This window comes from Azonexus hydrophilus (assembly GCF_001956855.1).
GTDB lineage: Bacteria > Pseudomonadota > Gammaproteobacteria > Burkholderiales > Rhodocyclaceae > Azonexus > Azonexus hydrophilus_A.
In genome coordinates, this window is record NZ_MTHD01000005.1 from 358,100 (window position 1) to 373,621 (window position 15,522).

Consider the following 15,522-nt stretch of genomic DNA (forward strand, 5'->3'; position numbering starts at 1 on the left):
TGTATCCGCATCGTGAACGATATTGCACCACCCCTCGGTTTTCTCCCTGTATTGCGCAAGCGTCGTGATTCGGCCTGGAACGGCATCGACAGCGACCGCGTGCTGCAGGTGCTCGTGCATAACCTGGACGGGATGGTTTTTCGTTGTGCCATCGACGATCAGTGGACGATGCATTTCGTCAGCGACGGCAGCCGCGAGCTGACCGGTTACTGTCCGGACGAACTGGAATACAACAAGGTCACCTCGCTGGAAGTGATCACCCATCCGGAAGACCGGGCGCAGGTGCGACGGGCGATTTCCATCGCGATGGCCGGCAGCGGCCGCTATCGCGTGCAGTACCGGATCGTGCATCGGCGCGGTGAGGTCAAGTGGGTGCTCGAGCGCGGTGCCGTGGTGCTCGACGAGCAGGGCCGGCGCGTGCTCGAAGGCTTCATCGAGGATGTCACCGAACAGGTGTTGAGCCAGCGTCAGCTGGCCGACGCCGAATTGCGCTACCGCAGCATTTTCGAGGATTCGGTCGTCGGCATGTTCCAGACCTCGATCGACGGTCATTACCTTGCCGCCAACCGGGCGCTGGCCGAGCTCTACGGCTACGAAAACCCGGCGGCACTGATCGCCGGACTGTCCGATATCGCAATCAGCCTCTACGTCGCCCAGGGCCGGCGCGAAGAATTCAAGACGCTGATGCGCGAACACGGCCGCGTCACCGATTTCGAATCCGAGGTGTACCGTCGCGACGGCAGCAGCATCTGGATTTCCGAACACGCCCACGTCGTCTACAGCCCGCAAGGCGAGCCGCTGTACTACGAAGGCACCGTCGAGGACGTGACGGCGCAGCACAATTATCGCCAGCAACTGGAATACCAGGCGACGCACGATCCGCTGACCGGCCTGCCCAACCGCAACCTGCTGCAGGACCGTCTGCAGCAGGTGCTGCGCCTGGCACAGCGGCGGGCGACCAAGGGCTCGCTGGCTTTCGTCGATCTCGACAACTTCAAGTTCGTCAACGACAGCCTCGGTCATGGCGCCGGCGACAAACTGCTGGTCGAAGTCGCCCGCCGGCTGAAATCCTGCCTGCGCGATTCGGACACCGTCGCCCGCTACGGCGGCGACGAATTCGTGCTCATCCTTGGTGATTACGGCGGGCTGAGCGACACACTGCACATCCTGCATCGCGTCCAGGATGCCGTCAGCGCGCCGATCATGCTCGAAGGCCAGGAAGTGCGCGTCAATTGCAGCCTCGGCGTCAGCCTCTTTCCCGACGACGGCGTCGACCTCGAAGTCCTGCTGCGTCATTCGGACGCGGCGATGCATCACGCCAAGAAGCTGGGCAAGGGCCAGTTCCAGTTCTACACCGAATCGCTCAACGTCGAAGCCCGCGACCGGCTGGCGCTCGATTCCGCCCTGCGCCGGGCGGTCGAGCAGGATGAACTGTATGTCGTCTACCAGCCCAAGGTCGATGCCAACGGCCGGCCTTTCGGTTTCGAGGCCCTGGTGCGCTGGGACAGTGCCGAGTTCGGCAGCGTTTCGCCGGTGCGCTTCATACCGCTGGCCGAAGAAAACGGCCTGATCGGCCAGGTCACCTGGTTCGTGCTGCGCGAAGCCTGCCACCAGGCCGCCGCCTGGCGTGCCGCCGGCAATCCGAAACTGCGCGTCGCCGTCAACATCTCGCCCAGCCTGTTCCGCGAAAAGGATCTCGCCGCACTGGTCATGTCGGTGCTGGAGGAAGCCGGCCTGCCGCCGGAAAACCTCGAACTGGAAATCACCGAAGGCATGCTGATGGGCGACGTCCAGCGGGCGCTGGCGGTGCTCGACGAACTGAAGGCGATGGGTGTCTATATTGCGGTCGACGACTTCGGTACCGGCTATTCCTCGCTCGCCTACCTGAAGCGTTTCCCCATCGACATCCTCAAGGTCGACCGCTCCTTCGTCATCGAATGCGATTGCGGCAACGAAGGCCTGGCCATCACCCGCGCCGTCGTCTCACTGGCGCACAGCCTGAACCTGCGCGTCGTCGCCGAAGGAGTCGAGAAGCAGACCCAGCTGGCCGTGCTCAACGCCCTCGGCTGCCAGGAATTCCAGGGTTATCTGTTCGCCAAGCCGATGCCGGCCGCAGCGCTTGAGGCATATCTCGCGAATCCGACGATTGCCGGATGAACAGCCTCAATGCAATATCGCCGTCATTGCAAGCGAAGCGCGGCAATCCAGCGTATTGATCAAACAGGCATTTTCAGCGAGCGAAAGGGCTGTTGCACCACTGTTCCTCGCAAGGCACGCCGTCAGCGTCGCCATCCATCTTCGTATTTGGGCAGTTGCGCAGGAAAAAGGTCGCTTCCGCGCAGGAAGTCATCTGCGAGCAGTGCTGGCGTCCATCGCAACGGAAGTTCTCGGGTGCCGGTTCAGGTGTGGCCTGTTGGGTGACTGGCGGTGCTGACTGAGTCTTCACGGCAACCGGAGGTACGCTGCGGGATTCGGTAATCTGGCTGCGTTGCATGAATGCGCCATAGCCGTAGTAGCCAAGACCGGCAACCAGCAGCATGGGCAGCAGGCGCCCAAGCCAGCCGGGGCCTTGCCTGGTTTCCCGGTGGGGTAGCGCACGCGGCCGCTCCGGTGTTCGTCCGACCGTTGAGCGATCAAGGCAGACCAGGTGCTTTGCCTGCTTCTTGCCGTCGTTGCCGGTCTCGATCTCGAAACTCAGGCGTTCACCGAGTCGGGGACGCTGGCCGTCTTTCGGAAAGGCCGAGGCATGAACAAAAACTTCCGGGCCACCGGTTGTTGGTGCGATGAAACCGAAGCCGCGGTCGTCGTTCCATTTGGCGAGGGTGCCTTCGATGCGCATGGGAATGATCTGGATTGGTGAATGCGGACGCCGTCATTACGGGCGCAGTGCTGGATTGCCGCGCTGTGCTCGCAATGACGGGCAGGGTGTGGTTCAGGAAAAGCGGTTCGGTTCCTTGCTTTCCTGCGCGGCGAAGAACAGCACGATGATCCAGCCGACGAGGGGGAGCAGCCACAGCAGCAGGAACCAGCCGCTGCGGTCGGTGTCGTGCAGTCGGCGGGCGCCGACGGCGAGCGAGGGCAAGAGTACCGCCAGCGAAAACACGCCGGAAGCGGTCTCGCTGATCATGCCGAGGATGACCGAGGCGAGAAAGGTGAACAACGCGAACCACCAGTATTCCGAACGTGTGGCTCGGCCGTCGAAGGTCGCGTACTTGCTGAAGCAGGTGCTGATGGATTCACCGAATGTCATGCTTGCTCCCCGGGTGGCAGTTGGTTGTCATGGCCTGAAGTATGCCATGCGCGATGGTGTGCCAGATGAAAAAGCCCGGTTTTTTGCGGTCGACCGCAAGAACCGGGCTTTTTTCGGGGTGCGGCGGGTTTATTCCAGATGTTCGATCATCAACTGCGGATTCTCGACGCCCATGTATTCGTTGATCGACAAGCGGTAGGCGGCGCGGGTGTTGTGGCCGGGCTGGGTGGAGAAGTTGAACTGGATTGCCTCGATCCGGCTGTTGCCCTTACGCAGGCGCAGTTTCAGGTGCTTTTCCTTGAGTACGCGTTGCTGTTCGACTTCGAACTCGTCGCAGAACAGCGGCGCCGGGAAGCCTTGGCCCCAGATTTCGTTTTCCAGCAGCTTGGCGGTTTCCAGGCTGATGTAGCCGCCTTCGAGCGGGCCGTCGGTTTCCAGCGTGCGGGTGAGGTCGGCCGGGGCGAGGAGTTGGCCGGCGACTTCGGCGAACATGGCCTGGAAGCGTTCAAAATCGCCGGCTTTCAGCGTCACACCGGCAGCCATCGCGTGGCCGCCGAAGCGGACGAGCAGACCGGGGGCGCGCTTGGCGACGAGGTCGAGCGCGTCGCGCAGGTGCAGGCCGGGGATCGAGCGGCCGGAGCCCTTGACGATGTCGCCCTCGCTCTGGGCGAAGGCGAATACCGGCCGGTGCAGCTTGTCCTTGATGCGCGAGGCGAGGATGCCGACCACGCCTTCGTGCCAGCCGGGGTCGAACAGGGCGACACCGGGCGCGGCGGCTTCAATATCCATTGTTTCCAGCAGCGCCAGCGCCTGTTCCTGCATGCCGGATTCGATTTCGCGGCGTTCGCGGTTGAGGTTGTCGAGTTCCTGAGCGATGTTCAGCGCCCGCGCCGGGTCGTCGGTGAGCAGGCATTCGACACCCAGGCGCATGTCGGCGAGGCGGCCGGCGGCGTTCAGGCGCGGTCCGATCAGGAAGCCGAGGTCGAAGGCGGTGGCCTTGCGCGCATCGCGCCCGGCCGCCTTGAACAGCGCCGCGATGCCCGGCTGCAGCCGGCCGGCGCGCATGCGCTTCAAGCCCTGGCTGACCAGGATGCGGTTGTTGCGGTCGAGCTTGACGACGTCGGCGACGGTGCCGAGCGCGACCAGATCGAGCAGGTCGGCGAAATTGGGTTCCGGGCGGTCCGCGAAAAAGCCGCGCTCGCGCAGTTCGGCGCGCAGCGCCAGCATCACGTAGAACATCACGCCGACGCCGGCGATGCACTTCGACGGGAAGTCGCAGCCGGGCTGGTTCGGATTGACGATGCAATCGGCGTCCGGCAGCGTCTCTGCCGGCAGGTGATGGTCAGTGATCAGCGTGGCGATGCCGTGCTGCTGGGCGCGGGTGACGCCTTCGAGGCTGGCGATGCCGTTGTCGACGGTGATGATCAGGTCCGGCGATTGCTGCGCGGCGACATCGACGATCTCCGGCGACAGCCCGTAGCCGAGCTTGAAGCGGTCGGGTAGCAGGAAATCGACGTCGGCGCCGAGCGCCTTCAGCGCGCGCATGCCGACCGCGGTGGCGGTGGCGCCGTCGCAGTCGTAGTCGCCGATGATCAGCATTTTTGCCTCGGCCTCGATGGCGTCGGCGAGCAGGCTGGCGGCGTCGTTGGCGTGCGTCAGTGCGGTTGGCGGCAGCAGCGACTTCAGTTCGTAGTCGAGTTCGCTCTTGTCGGTGACGCCGCGCGCGGCGTAAAGCCGGGCGAGCAGGGGATGCAGGCCCTGTTGTTCGAGTTGCCAGACGGTACGCTGGGGCGCGCTGCGGGTGACGATGCGGGTCAAGACGGTTTTCCTTCCGGCGCTGTGGCGGCCAGCGCGTTGGCAATGACGGCCGGCGAGCGGCCTTTCTTCCAGAACTTCCAGCGCTCGCCACCGCTGATCGTCCATTGCAGCCGGCCGTAGATGGTCGGCGCGACGATGTCGAGGTTTTTCACGGTTTTACCCAGTTGACCGCGCAAGGGAGCGAACCAGTGGTTTTCCAGGTCGGCAAACGTCTGCCGCCAGTTTTCCGGGTTTTCGTAGAGGATGGTCGGCAGCAACTGGTCGAGCACCACCAGCGGCGTCTGCGCGCGGCTGTCGAGCACGTCGGCCAGGCTTGCCGGCCGGGGCTGCACGGCAATGCCGGCGGCGCGGCCGAGGCCGATGGCCAGCGGATCGTCGGCGAACAGCGCATCCACTGCGCCAGCCGGCTGCCCAGCAGTCCCGGCGCCCCACAGCCACAGGCTGTTGATCGCCGGCTTGCCGGCGCTGGCCCGCGCCGCGTTGACCGGGTGTAAATGCAGGAACATCTGCACCTCGTTCAGCCAGCGATGCAGCGGCGAAGTCTTGTCCTGCAGTTCGCTGTCCATGCGCCGCCCGGCGACGGCGGAAAGTGGCTCGGCCACGTGGTCGACCGCAGCATGCAGGCGCAAATACCAGCGCCGCGCTGTCGCCGCGTGGAACACGCCGATATCGGCAAACTCCGCATTCAGCGCCGCCACCAGCAACTGTGCTTCGCCGTCGTCAATGTCAAAGGCGCCGGCGTCAGCCAGCACGATGCGCTCGTGGTGAAAGCGCAGATGCACCGGATCGGCACACAACCAGTGCCCGTCTTCAGCGACCGCGCCAGTCTCGCCCAGCCGCCGGAAAACCGCCGGCTCGCCAGTCGGCAGGCCGAACAGGTCGAGTAGTGATTTTTCGAAGGAAACGGGCGTCGACCGCAAGAATGCCGCATGCCCGTCCAGCCACTCGAAACCCGGCGCCGGCAGCTTGTCCAGCGTCAACTGGTCGCCCGGTTCGGGCCAGATCAATTCGGGAACAAGCAGGGTCAGGCGCACGGTGCAGCACTCATCTGGGGAAGGCGCGAGTTTATCACCGCAGCGTGGGTGGGGCGGCGGTGGCTATTGGTGAAGAGAGAACTGCTTTGCTCGTCATCGCGAGGAGCGAAGCGACGTGGCGATCCAGAAAATGATCGTCTGATCGATGCACCGGATTGCCTTGCTGCGCTGGCGATGATGGCCGTGTCGAATGATTGGCGCCAGATCGGAGAGGGGTTAGGACTGGATTCGGCCAGGAGCGGCCATTGTGTCTTGCAACCCAAAGCAGTCATTTCGTCGCTAAACTCCCGCTTGTTGATTGACCGAAAACTTAATTTAGCCACCCTCGAAAAATGCCATTTCAATACGTAGTTTACAAAATCACTTTCCCGAACGGAAAAATCTATGTAGGAAAAGATGAAGGAGGACAAGGGCATTCTTTAAGCTACTTTGGTAGTTGGTCAGATGCACTAATTGAACAGGACTTCACCAAGGCAGAACTTCAAGATTTAACCTTGCGAAAACAAATTCTCTTTGAATCCGATGACAAGAAGGAAATTCGGCAGAAGGAAAGCGAATTTATCCGCTTATTAGGAAGCAACGACCCCGCAGTCGGCTATAACCAAACTCACCGCAAGCGCTCGTTCTAGCTGAGGTGAACTCAATGAACCGAACCACATATGAAACGACCAAGAAAATTGCACGATTAGTGCAAAACATGACGAGGTTTTGGAGTTCATCCGATGGCTGGGCGCCAATTGACGCATCGAAATTGTTGAGTAAATCTATGCTGGAGTGGCAAAGTTCTCTTGCGGACTGCCTTGAGAAATGGACGGGGGACTTAACACAAGGGGAGCGCATTCTGGCATGGGCCAATATAGGTGCGATTGTCGAGGGGCAATTAAAGCTATTTTTGGCTGTTTATTACGAAGATTACTTGAATGATATCTATGCAATCTCTGACAAAAGAACAAGAGCCATCATTGAACCGGATGCCCTAATGCTTGAAAAATTACGAGTGTTTTTTAAGAGTCGAATTTGGATGGAGAATGAACCATGGGACGCCTGGCTCTCTCTAGTTCAACAAAAAAGAAATGCTATTCACGCGTTCAAAGCGAGAAATCTTGGCACAACGAAAGAATTGCATGATGCACTTGAGACCCTTTTGGTTTTTGTCCGACGAATAAATAGTCAGTTACCTTACCCTGATGGTACGTATATGGAATTGATAGAGTGCAGCCATGAATGACTGCTCATCTATTGCTTCAGGGGCCGCTCAGGGTCGAAAGAACGCATTTGCAATCCTTTCGTCATGAACGCTGCTTCGCACTCCTAGCCCAGCCAATTACCAAAATGCACCGCTCACTGATCATTCTCGTCGCCGTCTTCACTTCCGCCTGCTCCCTGCTTGCCCCATCCTGGCATTGGGAAAAGGCCGGTGGTGATTACGATGCCGATGTCCGCGACTGCAAGACCGTCACCTTCAGCGATTCGAGTGGTGCCATGCCGACGACTGCTTCGGTGCGGCGCATGCATGCCTGCATGGAGGGGAAGGGCTGGCGGAAGGTGGCGGGGTAGATATTCACTTTCAGCGATACCGGATATCCCTTTTGCCTTGCGCACGCCTGCCTTGTGGCCGGTGATAATCCGCTTGTCGGGAATCCGGATGGAAATTGCGCCTGGTCAACTGCGTGGCAGCTCCGAATCGATTAACCTTCACCCTTTCTGCAAACGCACGCGAGGTAATTCATGCCGGTGATCGAAGTCCGCCACCCCCTGGTCAAACACAAAATCGGATTGATGCGGGAAGGCGACATCAGTACCAAGAAATTCCGCGAGCTGACGGCCGAGCTGGCGCGCCTCCTGAGCTACGAGGCTTGTAGCGATTTCGAGCTGGAGCCTTGCCGGATTGCCGGCTGGTGCGGCGAGGTCGAGATCGAGCAGATCAAGGGCAAGAAGGTTACCGTGGTGCCTATCCTGCGCGCCGGCATCGGCATGCTGGATGGCGTGCTTGACCTGATTCCGAATGCCAAGGTCAGCGTTGTCGGCATTGCCCGCAATCATGAGACGCTGGTGCCGGAGCCGTATTTCGAGCGTTTTGTCGGCCAGCTCGACGAGCGTCTGGCGATCATCATCGATCCGATGCTGGCCACCGGCGGTTCGCTGATCGCCACCATCGACATGCTCAAGCGCAAGGGGTGCCAGCAGATCAAGGCGCTGGTGCTGGTTGCGGCGCCTGAAGGTATCGAGGCGGTGAGCCGGGCGCATCCCGAGGTGCAGGTTTACACGGCGGCGATCGACAGCCACCTGAACGAGCAGGGTTACATCATTCCCGGCCTTGGCGATGCCGGCGACAAAATTTTTGGAACGAAGGAAGCATGAACACGACGCAAGATCCCGTCTGGCGCACGGCACTGTCCGGTGCGCAAATCCTTTTCGTGGCCTTTGGCGCGACCGTGCTGGTGCCGCTGCTGACCGGGCTGAATCCCAGCCTGGCCTTGCTTGGCGCCGGTGTCGGCACGCTGATCTTTCAGGTGTGTACGAAGCGTCAGGTGCCGATCTATCTCGGCTCCAGCTTTGCCTTCATCGCGCCGGTGATCTACTCGGTGCAAACCTGGGGCATGAACGCGACGCTGGGCGCACTGGCTGCCGCCAGCTTCTTCTATTACGTTGCTGCGGCGCTGGTCAAATGGCGCGGCGTCGGGCTGATCCACAAGCTGCTGCCGCCGGTCGTCATCGGCCCGGTGGTCATGGTCATCGGCCTTGGTCTGGCCCAGGTTGCCGTCAACATGGCGACCGGCAAGGCGGGCGATGCGCAGGTCGTGCCGTATGAGACGGCCATTGCCATTGCCGCCATTTCCCTGCTGGCAACGATGTTGACCGCAATCCGCGCGCGCGGGCTGTTGAAGCTGGTGCCGATCCTGATCGGTGTCGCTGTCGGCTACATCGTTTCGTTGTTCGTCGGCATCGTCGATTTCACCAAGGTCAGCGAAGCGGCATGGATTGCCATGCCGGCCTTCGGTACGCCGGAATTCAACCTGGCGGCGATCCTGTTCATGATCCCGGTGGCGATTGCGCCGATTGTCGAACACGTCGGCGGCGTGCTGGCCATCGGTTCGGTGGCCGGCAAGGATTACACCGAAAGCCCCGGCCTGCATCGCACGCTGCTTGGCGACGGGCTGGCGGTCAATGTCGTCGGCCTGTTCGGCGGCCCGCCGGTGACGACCTATGGCGAGGTGACTGGCGCGGTGATGCTGACCAAGAACTACAACCCGGTGGTGATGACCTGGGCGGCCGGCTTCGCCATCCTGATGGCTTTCGTCGGCAAGTTCGGCGCGTTGCTGCAGACCATCCCGATGCCGGTGATGGGCGGCATCATGGTGCTGCTGTTCGGCTCGATCGCCGGCATCGGCCTGAAGACGCTGCTCGACGCCAAGGTGAACCTGACCAGTGCGCGCAATCTGTGCATCGTCTCGGTGACGCTGGTCACCGGCATCGGCGGTCTTGGCGTCAACATCGGCAGCTTCTCGCTGCAGGGCATCAGCCTGTGCGGCGTGCTGGCGGTGCTGCTCAACCTGCTGCTGCCGGCCGAGTCGGTGGAGTCAGACGCGGCGCATTGATCTGCTGCGGTCGACCGGGGTTTTTCGCGTTTTCATTCGCCGGCCCCGGCCGAAACATTCCATTCCGCCAGGAAGCGCTGTACGAACTCTTCCATGTAACGGTGCCGGGGTTCGGCCAGCGCGCGGCCGGTGGGGGTGTTCATGCGGTCTTTCAGGAGCAGCAGCTTTTCGTGGAAGTGGTTCAGGCTGGCGCCTTTCGAGGCCTTGTACGCGGCGGCGCTCTGGTGCAGCACCGGCGCTTCGTCCGGGTCGTGCATGAGCCGGCCGGCGTGGCCGCCATAGGCGAAGCAGCGGGCGATGCCGATGGCGTCGAGCCGGTCGGCATCCTGCACGCAGCGGCCTTCGAGTGTGCGCATGGCGGTGACGACGCCAGCGCCTTTGTAGGAAATGGTCGCCACGATGTCGACGACAGCAGCGATGATTTCCGGCGCGGCGCCCTCGCTTCTGAGCAGGCGCTCGGCTTCACGCGGGCCGATGCTGTCGTCGCCGTCGTGGAATTTCCAGTCGGCGATGTCGTGCACCAGTGCGCCGAGTTCGGCGATTTCGCGGTTGGCGCCTTCGGCGCTGGCGATCTGCCGGGCGAGTTGCCAGACCCGATGGATGTGATGCCAGTCGTGGCCGGAACTTTCGCTGAGAAATCGGGCCTTGATATGGGCGGCGACGCGGTCGACCAGTGTCTGCATGGATTTTCCTGATGGGAGCGATTCTGGAGTCGCGAAGTGTACCGACAGTCGCGCCGGGCGCGTATCCTTGTCGCCCGCATCTGCAGATGATTCATCCTTCATGACCACCGAGCTTTCCCCGCGCGTAGAACGTTTCTTCCTGTTGACCCTGGCCGGCATCCAGTTCAGCCACGTCCTCGATTTCATGATCATGATGCCGCTCGGCCCGATCCTGATGACCGCTTTCGGCATCGATACGCACGAGTTCGGTTTGCTGGTGGCGTCCTACAGTTTCAGTGCGGCGGCTTCCGGCGTGCTGGCGGCGACCTTCGTCGATCGCTTCGAGCGCAAGCGGCTGTTGCTGGTAGTCGTGGCGTTGTTCGCGCTGGCGACGCTGGCCTGTGCGCTGGCCCCGGGATATTCGACGCTGTTGCTGGCGCGGGGGATGGCTGGCGTGTTCGGCGGGGTGATGGGGGCGTTGATCCACACCATGATCGGCGATGCGATTCCGTTCTCGCGCCGGGCGCGGGCCAGTGGCATCGTGGCCAGCGCCTTTTCGCTGTCGACCATTGCCGGCGTGCCGCTGTCGCTGTGGCTGGCCAATCACCTGGGCTGGCGCGCGCCGTTCGGCTTGATCGCACTGCTCGGCGTCGTCTTCATGCTGGTCGGCCTGCGTTTCCTGCCGGAACTGCGGCATCACCTCGGTGAGGAAAAGCGCGCGCATCTGCTGTCCGATACCTTCAGTGTGCTTGCCGACGGCAACCACCTGCGCGCTTTGCTGTTTTCCGCGCTGATCATCTTTTCCGGCTTCACGGTGATTCCGTACATCACCATTTACGCGGTGAGCAACGTTGGCATCGCCCAGACGGACATTCCCATCGTCTACCTGGTCGGCGGCTTCGCCACCTTCATCAGCGCCCGGCTGATCGGGCGCTGGGCCGATCGTCACGGCAAGGTCGAGATCTATCGCCGGGTCGGCCTGCTGGCGATGGTGCCGCTGCTGGTGCTGACGCATGTCGGCGTGCTGCCGCTGTGGGGCTGGCTGATCTGTTCGACCAGCTTCTTCGTGCTGCTGTCAGGGCGGATGATCCCGGCGATGGCGATCATCGCGTCAGCGGCTCAGCCGAAACTGCGCGGCACCTTCATGTCGCTCAACGGCACCATGCAGTCGCTGGCGATGGGGCTGGCGACGACGCTGGCCGGCTTCCTGGTCAACATGGACGACAGTGGCCGCATGGTCGGCTATCCGCTGGTTGGCTACGTTGCCGTGGTTGCCAACCTGGCGGCGATCTGGTGCGCCTCGCGCATCGTCATGCACGGCCGTAACGCCTGATTTTCCGGAGCCATCATGGACAAGACGACTTACTGGATATTGCGTTGCGAGCATCGCTTGCTGTTCCTGACCGATGGCGCACAGTTCCCGGTGGGCCATGCTGCCGATTTCGGCAATCCGGAGCGGGCGCTGATTGTCAGCGAATCCGCGGATTGTCGGCATGTTGCGGTCGACGTCGCAGAATTCCCGAAAATGCCCGGCGCCGAAGCGGTTTCCGTGCGCGCTATCTTCACGCTGGCCGGTCCGGAAGTTTTCGCGCTCGCCGGTCGGGCGACGCAACTGCTCGACTGGCAGGCCAATCACCGCTACTGCGGCAGGTGCGGTACGCCGACGGTGATCAAGCCGGACGAGCCGGCGATGCACTGTCCGGCCTGCGGTCTGCTCGCTTATCCGCGCCTGTCGCCGGCGGTGATGGTGTTGGTGCGCGATGGTGAAAAACTACTGCTGGCGCGCAGTCCGCATTTCAAGCCGGGCGTTTACAGTGCGCTGGCCGGGTTCGTCGAGCCGGGCGAAACGCTGGAGGAATGCGCCGTTCGCGAAGTGCGCGAGGAGGTCGGCATCGAGATCGCCAACCTGCGTTATTTCGCCAGCCAGCCGTGGCCGTTTCCCAATTCGCTGATGATCGCGTTCTTCGCCGACTACGCCGGCGGCACGATCACGCCGGAACCCGGCGAAATCGAGGACGCCGGCTGGTTCCTGCCCGATGCGCTGCCGCTGCTGCCCGACCCGGTCAGCATTTCGCGGCGGCTGATCGACGCGGCCCTTGCTGATTGATGCGATATCGCTGTCACTGCGAGTGCAGCGAAGCAATCCAGAACCCCTGGATCGCCACGTCGCTTCGCTCCTCGCGATGACTTCCTTAACCCGCCTCGTCGTCGCGGTGCGTGCGCATCGTGGCGAAGCATTCCTGCCAGTAATCCAGGCAGGCGCGAACCTTGGGCAGGCGATGGCGTTCCTGAAGCATCACCGCGTACACGGGGATGCGTTCGCGGTCGGTGTAGTCGGCTAGCACCTGGCGCAGTTGGCCGCGGCGGACCAGCGGCGATACCAATAACTCGTTGAGGCGGGCGATGCCGATGCCTTCGAGCGCCAGCGCGAGCACGATCGAGGTACTGTCGGCGCGGGTGTGGCCCTTGACCAGCAGGGTATCGGTCCGGTCGCTGCGGGCCAGTCGTTTGTCCTTGCCGGCGGATTGCCAGACGGCAGCGATGCTGTTCCATTCGCTAGTGTCCAGCGTCGATTTCCTGAACGGCCAGCGGTTCAGCGACTGGCTGGCGCTGTTGGCAATCAGCCGGTGCTGCGCCAGATCGGCCGGGGTCGCCGGTGCGCCGAACTTGTCCAGGTAGGCGGGGGCGGCGTAGAGGCTGCGGCCGTGTTCGCCAATTTTCCGGATGACCAGGCTTTCGGCGTTGTCGACCCCGGCGCGGATGGCGATGTCGATGCCGTCGCGGGCCAGGTCGGAAACGCGGTCGTCGGCCAGGATGTCGATCTGCAACGCCGGATGGCGCGCATACAGACCGGGCAGGCTGGGGACGATGACCATCTGGGCGAGAATCGGGCTGATGCAGATGCGGACCAGTCCGCTTGGCCCGGCCAGCTTGCCGCTGAGTTCGCTGTCCATTTCGGCGGCAATGTCGAGCATGCGCCGCGCATGGGCGAGGAAGGTATCGCCTTCATCGGTCAGCGACAGGCCGTGCGTGCTGCGATGCAGCAGGCGGACGCCGAGTGCCGATTCCATGCGGGCGATGGCCCGCGATACCTGGCTGACCGGTTCGTTGCGTTCGCGTGCCGCAGCGGACAGCGTGCCAAGTTCGGCAACGCGGACAAAAAGGGCGGCATCGGTCAGGTTGAGTTGCATGCCGGGCAGTATGAACGGGATTTTCTGGTTTTGCAAAAACTGCAACAGCAATCTGCATTCGTGACGGTTTCCGATAGTCGGTCGTAGCAATAAAGTACGAACCGTCACTTACGAAGGAGATTGCCATGAGCCAGATCACCCGTCCGGGAGCGCAGCCCGCAACAGCGCACGATGCAGGGCAGATCGGTCGCTGCCACGCGCAGGCGGTAATCCGGGCCGAGGCAATGCGGCGTGCGGAAATTCTGGCGGTGCAGGACCGGCTCATCGCGGTCATTGCCCGTCCGTTCGCCCGCTTGTTTGCCGGTCAGACGACACGCCCGCCAGGCCGTGCTTACTCGGCCTTCATGAAGTCCGGCAGCGGAACCGGCGCCGGGGCCGCCTGAGGCGAGTGCCGTTGCGCGAAATCGCGGATGCGCTTGATGCGTTCCTCGTGCCCGGGGTGAGTGTTGAACAGCGCCGGAGTCTGCAGCATCGGCTCCTGGCGGCTGATGTGCTCGAAGAAGGCGGCAGCATCGCCGACATGTCCGTAGCTGCGCAGCATGGCCTGCAGCGCATCGGCGTCGGCTTCTTCTTCCTGGTTGCGGCTGAACGACAGGATGGGCAGCATGCCGACGCCGGTCAGCCACTGCTGCATCGCGCCGTCGCCGATGCCGGCGAGACTGGATAGCGCAAGCACGACGGCGAAGCCACGGCCGGTGGCGACGATGGGGTGGCGGTGGCGGATGTGGGCGATTTCGTGGGCCATGACCATGGCCAGTGCGTTTTCGCTGGGCAGTGTGTCGATCAGCCCCTGGAAGACGACGATGTGACCGCCCAGCGTGGCCAGCGCATTGACCGTGTCCGCCGGGGAGTAGTGGACGGTCAGCGTCATTTCCGGCGGTAGTTCCATCGCCTTGGCCAGGCGTTCAGCCAGTTGCTGCAGGTATTGCTGGCGCTGTTGGTGCAGCGGTTTGGCCGGTGCGTCCGGCAGCCAGCGGCCGAGGCTGCTGGCCAGGGCGCGCTCCTGGGCAAACGGAACGTGGCGGGCCAGTTGCCCGGCGAGCAGCGACAGGGCCAGCACGGCAAGCAGAATCAGCGCGCTGATGCCGCCAACGAGCAGCGCGAAATCCTTGAGCGGATGCGTCGGGCTGACGTTGATGCCTTCCGGAATCTCCGGGTTTTCGTACTCGGCCATGACTCAGCGGCGTTGCCTGACAGCAGTGCCGTAAGCGACGACCTCGACGGCGCCGATGCTTTGCGCAGCGCCCTTGTAGATCGATGCCGTTTCCAGGCGGATATTCCAGACCGCTGTTGCGCCTTTGCGCCGGGCAGCGTCCTTCATGCGCAGGATGGCTTCGCGGCGGGCGCGTTCGAGCAGGGATTCGTAGGAACTGACACGACCGCCGATGAGATTGCGCAGATTGGCGACGAAACGCTTGAAGAAGTCGACCGAGATGACGACATTGCCGCTGACCAGCGTGCCTTCGAGCTGATCCTCGTCCGGAATGCGGCGCTCGGAAAAGACCAGGATGTCGCGCAGGGTTTTCTCGCGTTCGATGATTGATTTGAAATGCCGTTTTTCGGCGCGTTGTCCGAAGACATAGCCGAGCAGCAGCAGGACCAGGAAAATTATCAGGTCGTACATGCTGTCATTCCACGACGACTGCGGTGCCGTAGGCGAACAGTTCGGCAGCGCCAGCAGCGACCGAGGAAGTCGAGAAGCGGACGTTGACCACGGCATTGGCGCCGATGGCCTTCGCCTGGTCAAGCATCCGCTGTGTGGCTTCCTCGCGTGATTCGGTCAGCAATTCGGTGTAGCCCTTGAGTTCGCCGCCGAAGATGTTCTTCAGGCCGGCCATGATGTCGCGCCCGGCATGCTTGGAACGGACGGTATTGCCACTGACCATGCCGAGGTGTTTGACGATGGTTTTGCCGGGGACGGTTTCGATATTGGTGACGATCATTGCGAAATTTCCTGAACGGGTGGGT

The 15,522-nt window shown here is 62.4% G+C and carries 18 protein-coding genes; 9 read left to right on the top strand and 9 right to left on the bottom strand.

All coding sequences use genetic code 11. The features are described 5' to 3' along the window. Positions 1 to 12: 12 nt before the first annotated feature. Complete coding sequence (locus BJN45_RS15155) at positions 13 to 2,157, top strand: sensor domain-containing protein (RefSeq protein ID WP_240494592.1); 2,145 nt, start codon at positions 13 to 15, stop codon at positions 2,155 to 2,157. Between the two features lie 73 nt (positions 2,158 to 2,230). Here BJN45_RS15155 and BJN45_RS15160 read toward each other — a convergent pair whose 3' ends face one another. The 4 genes from BJN45_RS15160 to BJN45_RS15175 all read right to left on the bottom strand — a co-directional run bounded on the left by BJN45_RS15160 (position 2,231) and on the right by BJN45_RS15175 (position 6,102). Then, a complete protein-coding gene (locus BJN45_RS15160) occupies positions 2,231 to 2,839 on the bottom strand; it encodes a cold shock domain-containing protein (protein WP_076096685.1) in 609 nt (202 codons plus the stop codon). Positions 2,840 to 2,932: 93 nt separating this feature from the next. Next, complete coding sequence (locus BJN45_RS15165) at positions 2,933 to 3,250, bottom strand: DUF805 domain-containing protein (protein ID WP_076096687.1); 318 nt, start codon at positions 3,248 to 3,250, stop codon at positions 2,933 to 2,935. Positions 3,251 to 3,379: 129 nt separating this feature from the next. Beyond that, a complete protein-coding gene (gene recJ / locus BJN45_RS15170; RefSeq protein ID WP_076096689.1) occupies positions 3,380 to 5,068 on the bottom strand; it encodes a single-stranded-DNA-specific exonuclease RecJ in 1,689 nt (562 codons plus the stop codon). Further along, complete coding sequence (locus BJN45_RS15175; protein WP_076096691.1) at positions 5,065 to 6,102, bottom strand: hypothetical protein; 1,038 nt, start codon at positions 6,100 to 6,102, stop codon at positions 5,065 to 5,067. The genes recJ and BJN45_RS15175 overlap by 4 nt, the downstream gene beginning before the upstream one ends. Positions 6,103 to 6,434: 332 nt before the next feature. Here BJN45_RS15175 and BJN45_RS15180 point away from each other — a divergent pair, with 332 nt between their 5' ends. The 5 genes from BJN45_RS15180 (at position 6,435) to BJN45_RS15200 (ending at position 9,701) form a co-directional block, all read left to right on the top strand. Further along, entirely contained in the window at positions 6,435 to 6,731 is a 297-nt protein-coding gene (locus BJN45_RS15180) for a GIY-YIG nuclease family protein (RefSeq protein WP_076096693.1), read from the top strand. A 14-nt stretch (positions 6,732 to 6,745) separates the two neighbouring features. Beyond that, entirely contained in the window at positions 6,746 to 7,330 is a 585-nt protein-coding gene (locus BJN45_RS15185) for a hypothetical protein (RefSeq protein WP_076096695.1), read from the top strand. A 104-nt stretch (positions 7,331 to 7,434) separates the two neighbouring features. Further along, positions 7,435 to 7,659, top strand: a complete 225-nt coding sequence (locus BJN45_RS15190) for a hypothetical protein (RefSeq protein ID WP_076096697.1) — start codon at positions 7,435 to 7,437, stop codon at positions 7,657 to 7,659. Between the two features lie 171 nt (positions 7,660 to 7,830). Continuing rightward, entirely contained in the window at positions 7,831 to 8,463 is a 633-nt protein-coding gene (gene upp, locus BJN45_RS15195; RefSeq protein WP_076096699.1) for a uracil phosphoribosyltransferase, read from the top strand. Then, a complete protein-coding gene (locus tag BJN45_RS15200) occupies positions 8,460 to 9,701 on the top strand; it encodes a uracil-xanthine permease family protein (protein WP_076096701.1) in 1,242 nt (413 codons plus the stop codon). Before upp ends, BJN45_RS15200 begins: the two co-directional genes overlap by 4 nt. A 32-nt stretch (positions 9,702 to 9,733) precedes the next feature. On the opposite strand, the gene BJN45_RS15205 is transcribed toward BJN45_RS15200, so the two are convergent. After that, entirely contained in the window at positions 9,734 to 10,384 is a 651-nt protein-coding gene (locus tag BJN45_RS15205; protein WP_076096703.1) for an HD domain-containing protein, read from the bottom strand. A gap of 100 nt (positions 10,385 to 10,484) precedes the next feature. Here BJN45_RS15205 and BJN45_RS15210 point away from each other — a divergent pair, with 100 nt between their 5' ends. Further along, the gene (locus BJN45_RS15210; protein ID WP_076096705.1) at positions 10,485 to 11,696 is read left to right on the top strand and encodes an MFS transporter; all 1,212 of its coding nucleotides are present in this window, start codon (positions 10,485 to 10,487) and stop codon (positions 11,694 to 11,696) included. A gap of 15 nt (positions 11,697 to 11,711) precedes the next feature. Beyond that, positions 11,712 to 12,470: an NAD(+) diphosphatase gene (nudC, locus tag BJN45_RS15215; protein WP_076096707.1), complete on the top strand. Its 759-nt coding sequence runs from the start codon at positions 11,712 to 11,714 to the stop codon at positions 12,468 to 12,470. Positions 12,471 to 12,555: 85 nt separating this feature from the next. Here the strand turns inward: nudC and BJN45_RS15220 are convergent, their stop codons facing one another. Next, positions 12,556 to 13,599: a LysR family transcriptional regulator gene (locus tag BJN45_RS15220; RefSeq protein WP_205750606.1), complete on the bottom strand. Its 1,044-nt coding sequence runs from the start codon at positions 13,597 to 13,599 to the stop codon at positions 12,556 to 12,558. Positions 13,600 to 13,679: 80 nt separating this feature from the next. Between BJN45_RS15220 and BJN45_RS15225 the strand changes: the two genes are divergently transcribed. Next, complete coding sequence (locus tag BJN45_RS15225; RefSeq protein ID WP_076096709.1) at positions 13,680 to 13,937, top strand: hypothetical protein; 258 nt, start codon at positions 13,680 to 13,682, stop codon at positions 13,935 to 13,937. Here BJN45_RS15225 and BJN45_RS15230 read toward each other — a convergent pair. The 3 genes from BJN45_RS15230 to BJN45_RS15240 form a co-directional block, all read right to left on the bottom strand. Continuing rightward, positions 13,886 to 14,728, bottom strand: coding sequence for a M48 family metallopeptidase (locus BJN45_RS15230; protein ID WP_076096711.1), 843 nt, complete (start codon positions 14,726 to 14,728; stop codon positions 13,886 to 13,888). The genes BJN45_RS15225 and BJN45_RS15230 overlap by 52 nt on opposite strands. A 3-nt stretch (positions 14,729 to 14,731) precedes the next feature. Then, positions 14,732 to 15,178 carry a YbjQ family protein gene (locus BJN45_RS15235; RefSeq protein WP_076096713.1) on the bottom strand — a complete coding sequence of 149 codons (447 nt, stop codon included), beginning with the start codon at positions 15,176 to 15,178 and terminating at the stop codon, positions 14,732 to 14,734. Between the two features lie 4 nt (positions 15,179 to 15,182). Beyond that, positions 15,183 to 15,522: YbjQ family protein (locus BJN45_RS15240; protein WP_205750607.1), on the bottom strand; the 340-nt coding region annotated here is incomplete at its 5' end.